We start from the raw sequence: 4,606 nt of genomic DNA on the forward strand, positions 1-4,606 counted from the left end.
ACCCCGGTGGCCCCGACCACGGTCGCGCCCACGACGGTGGCGCCCACCACGGTCGCGCCGACGACGGTTCCGCCGACGAGTGCCAACCCGGTAACGTCCTGACCGCGATACGCCGCGTCCGGGTGAACGCCGTGAGCTGCCCGGAGCAGGGGACCGGGAAGAAAGAGAAGAGGCCTTCATGACCAAGCGCTCGTCGGCTGCGCATCGCAAGGGCGTGCATGCCGACGAGATCCGCGAGGTCAATCCCGACCAGGTCTTCTACAGCCCCGGGGGGCGGCGCGGCTGGATCCTGCTGACGGTCCTGGTGCTGCTCGGCTGCTTTGTCGCGGTGGCGGTTGACTGGGCGCGCACGGTGACAACCGAGCTGCCGCCCCAGGCCGCCCGCTACAACACCTCGGTGAACTACCCGCGCGAGGTCGCCGACGCGGTCACCAAGTGCGCCAAGACCGACGGCCAGTACGGCGACAACGGCTCCCTTGAGATGCCGGTCATCGGCACCGGCGTGTTCCAGCGCGTCGTCAAGGTCGAGCACGACGGCGGCACGGACTACGCCGTCGACCCCTTCACCGGGCAGGTCTACCGGCCGCTCACCCAGCTCGAGGCCCACGGCGCCCGCTGCGGCTACGCGGTCGAGGAGTTCGGCACGGTGCCGGTGCACACCCTCATCCTCACCTACGACGACGGGCCGAGCGGCCAGTGGACGCCGCAGATACTCGGCATCCTCGATGCGTACGGCGTGCACGCCACGTTCTTCAACATCGGCAGCCAGGACCTCCTGTATAAGCAGGAATTCCAGTCCGCGCTGGCGCACGGCAACGCGGTCGGCAATCACTCCTACACCCACCCCTATCTGGTCCAGCTGACCAACCTCCAGGCCAGGGACCAGCTGCTCGCCACCGCCCGCGTCCAGGCCCAGCTGGGGAACTACCAGACCCGGATCTGGCGCACCCCGTACCAGGGCGGTGACCAGGTATCGGCCGGCAACGGCATGTTCGACACCCTGGTGGGCCAGCAGCTCGGCTTCACCGAGGTCGGCTTCACCAGCGACACCTCCGACTACGCATACTCGGGCCAGGAGATCCCGCCGCCGCCGCTGTCGCCTAGCCTCAGCAGCGCCGGCCAGGTCGTGATCATGCACGACGGCGGCGGCAACCGGGCGTCCACGGTGGCCCTCTCTAAGAAGATCATCAGGGAAGGCCTGAGCGACGGCTACAAATTTATGACCATCCCGCAGCTGCTGGCGGAGCAGCCGGGCTGGCACGGGCCGGTCATCTCCCGCGATGTCGCGCCGACCCGGGTCGACACCGCCGGCTACTGGCTGGAGGCTTACGGCTCGGTCTTCAAGGGGTTCTACGCGTCGCTGATCCGGATCATGACGGTCATCATCATCGTGATCAGCTTGCTGATCCTGCTCGGCGCGGCCGCCGACCGGATCTTCAGCTACCGCAAGGCGCCGGACTGGCACCCGGACGAGCTCGGGATCCTCATCCCGTGCTGGAAAGAGTCGAAGGTCATCAGGAACACGGTCGAGCGGGTGCTGCACTGCGGCGAAGGCCTGCCCTTCCCGCTTCGTATCGTGCTGGTCGACGACGGCTCGGCCGACAACGATCCCGCCGACACCACGTGGGAGATCTTGTGCGAGCTCGCCACCGAGTATCCCGAGGTCATCGCCGTCCAGCAGGGTAACGGCGGAAAGGCGCGGGCGCTCAACTTCGGCATGCAGTACGTCACTTCGGACATCATGATCATCATGGACGCCGACACGATCCCGAAGGACGCGTACTCGATAGCGTGCCTGGTCAGGTGGTTCAAGGACCGCCGGGTCGGCGCGGTCGCCGGGTACACGAAGGCGGGCGACCGCGGCAAGGGCTGGCGGCAGCACATGATCGCCAACTTCCAGGCCGCCGAGTACGACCTGGGCATCGCGCTGACCCGCGCGGTGCAGAACCTGAGCAACGGCATCGTCATCGTGCCCGGCGCGTACTCCGCGTTCCGCACCCAGTGGCTGCGCGAGGTCGGCTTCATGCCGGACCGCGTCGTGGCGGAGGACGCCGAGGCGCCACAGCGGATGCGGCGCCGCCGGCCGCGGATGCGCATCGTGCAGGACCTCCACGCCATCGCCTACACCGAGGTGCCGCTCACCTTCAAGGTGCTGCGCAGGCAGTGGCGGCGGTGGACGATCGGCGTGCTGCAGACGCTGTTCGAGCACCGCGAGATCTTCTACCGGATGGACAAGTACCAGCTGCTCACGCTGCAGTGGTGGTTCGCCCTGTACGGCAGCGTGGTGCCGCAGCTGTTCCTGCCGCTGTCCTACATCATGCTCATCTACGGGCTGACCCAGGGCACGCTCGGCCCGATTTACCTCTTCCCGATCATTTTCATCGGCTTCCGTGCCGTACAGACCGTGATCGCGATGATCATCCTGCGCGCGAAGATGAACCCGTTCTCGGCGATCTGGTACCGGTTTATCAACGACCCGCTGCAGATCTACCTCACGGCCGTCTGCTTCTGGATGATCCTCAGCGGCCGGATGCCGACCACGCGGAAAATCTGGTCGCAGGTGCCCCGCAGCGGGGTGGTCGTCGGCGGCACGGTCAGCAGGAAGGTCGGCGTTGACGCCGTGCCGATGCCCGTGTCGGTGCCCGTGGCGGCCCGGACGACCGGCGGGATCCCGCTGGCCGAAGTCACTCAGGTCTCCGCGGAAGAGTGGGAGCACGAGACCACCCAGGTCCCTGAGGAAGAACAGTGGCAGCGCGAGAACGCCGAGACCAAGGCGCTCCCCATGCTCAAGCTGGACGACGACACGGCCCGCGCGCGGGAGACGGCAGCGAAGGCGGAGCCGGCCGGCACGCCACCGGAGGTCGGCGAGCCTGCCGAGCCGGACGCCCTGGCGTCGAACGGCGCGGTATCCAATGGCGCCGTGCCCAACAGCACAGTGTCGAACGGCCCGGTTCCGAACGGCACGGTGTCCAATGGCACGGTGTCCAACGGCGCAGCGTCCAACGGCGCAGCGTCCAACGGCGCAGCGTCCAACGGCGCAGCGTCCAACGGCGCAGCGTCCAACGGCGCAGCGTCCAACGGCGCAGAGCCGAACGGCACGGTGTCCAATGGCGCAGAGCCGAACGGCACGGTGTCCAATGGCGCAGAGCCGAACGGCACGGTGTCCAATGGCACGGTGTCGAACGGCACAGCGTCCAATGGGGCAGTGCCGAACGGCGCAGTGCCGGACGGGGCGGGCGTGGCAGCCGAGCCGGTGTGGGCTGACCGTGCGGCCGTCCCGGACTGGGAAGCCGACACGGGGCCGATACCGCGGGTCAGCTGGGAGCCCGCCGAGACGCGCTGGGACACCGAGGCTCTGCGGCTGCCCGAGCGGGACAGCGACGACGCGCAGGGCTACCCAGACACGGATGGCGAAACCGGAGATGACCAGCAGTCCCCTACGGCCACGCGGCCGGAGAGAATCCAGCCGGCCGAGCGCAGCTAGGCCCTGGCGCCGAGGAGACGAGGGCGCTCCTGGCGCCCGCCGCGGTCAATCCTTGTAATCGGGCGCGATGCGCTCCACGAGGCGCAGCATGGCGTCCCAGACGAGGTCCGGCGCGGTCGCGTCGCCGAAGTCGTCGTCGCTGTGGTCGCCCTCGAACTGCCGCGCGGTGCGCTCGCACACCTCGGGCGGCGGCGTGACGAGGGCCGCTCCCCCGGCGAGCGCGTCCGCCTGGATCTGGCAGGCGCGCTCCAGGTAGAACATCCGGCGGAACGCCTGGCCCGGCGTCGTGCCGATGGTGAGCAGGCCGTGGTTGCGCAAGATCATCACCGGCTTGTCGCCGAGGTCGGCGACAAGCCGCTTCTTCTCCGCGTTGGACAGCGCGATTCCCTCGTAGTCGTGGTAGCCGACCCGGTTGTAGAACTCGAGCGACATCTGGTTGAGCGGCAGCAGGCCATGCTCTTGCGCGGCGACCGCGCAGCCGGCCTTCGTGTGCGTGTGCAGCACGCACAGCGCGTCCTCGCGGGCCTCGTGGATCGCGCTGTGGATCACGAACCCGGCCGGGTTGACCCGCCACGGCCCGTCCGTGATCAGCTGGCCGTCCAGGCCGACGATCACCAGGCTGGAGGCGGTGATCTCCTCATACAGCAGGCCGTACGGGTTGAGCAGGAACCGGTGCTCAGGACCCGGCAGCCGGACCGAGATGTGGTTGTAGATCAGGTCGGTCATCTTGAAATGCGCGATGAGCCGGTAGACGGCGGCGAGCTCCCGCCGCAGCCGCGCCTCTTCCGCCGCGTGGTCCCCGGTCGCCGGCTTGCCGAGTTCGGTCACTGTCATGGGCTGCCGTCCCTGCCTGTCTCGATGATCGTCGATTCAAGGCTTTCATGGCGGGACGGGGCGAAGCAACGAGATCGTTCGGGATAAAAGATCTTCTCTCAGTTCAGCGGGCGGAGACCGGCGGCGGTCAGGAGATAGGCGCGCTGGTCGTGGCCCGGGTCGCCGATCAGGGTGGTGATCGCGGCGCCCGCCTGCTCGGGGGTCAGGGCCGGGCCGCGGTCCTTCAGGAAGGCCTCGACGTCCATGCCCGCGCGGGCGGCGTAGGCCGCGACCGCGGCGGCGCCGAGC

Annotated in this window: 3 protein-coding genes; 1 reads left to right on the forward strand and 2 read right to left on the reverse strand. The window is 68.6% G+C overall.

Annotated elements, in window-relative coordinates; genetic code table 11:
- Positions 1-178 precede the first annotated feature (178 nt).
- Entirely contained in the window at positions 179-3,484 is a 3,306-nt protein-coding gene (locus WA805_RS20025; protein ID WP_425243091.1) for a polysaccharide deacetylase family protein, read from the forward strand.
- A 45-nt stretch (positions 3,485-3,529) separates the two neighbouring features.
- Here WA805_RS20025 and WA805_RS20030 read toward each other — a convergent pair whose 3' ends face one another.
- Positions 3,530-4,318, reverse strand: a complete 789-nt coding sequence (locus WA805_RS20030; protein WP_422288632.1) for a class II aldolase/adducin family protein — start codon at positions 4,316-4,318, stop codon at positions 3,530-3,532.
- Positions 4,319-4,416: 98 nt separating this feature from the next.
- Positions 4,417-4,606, reverse strand: a 190-nt coding sequence (locus WA805_RS20035; protein ID WP_425243092.1) for a hypothetical protein, incomplete at its 5' end; no start/stop codon positions are given.

The sequence above is a fragment of the Trebonia sp. genome, assembly GCF_049794275.1.
Classification (GTDB): Bacteria; Actinomycetota; Actinomycetes; order Streptosporangiales; family Streptosporangiaceae; genus Trebonia.

What these genes read in the sequence shown, in the direction of transcription:
- WA805_RS20025 (WP_425243091.1), top strand. Translation starts at nt 179, where the DNA reads ATGACCAAGCGCTCGTCGGCTGCGCATCGCAAGGGCGTGCATGCCGAC.
- WA805_RS20030 (WP_422288632.1), bottom strand. Translation starts at nt 4,318, where the DNA reads ATGACAGTGACCGAACTCGGCAAGCCGGCGACCGGGGACCACGCGGCG.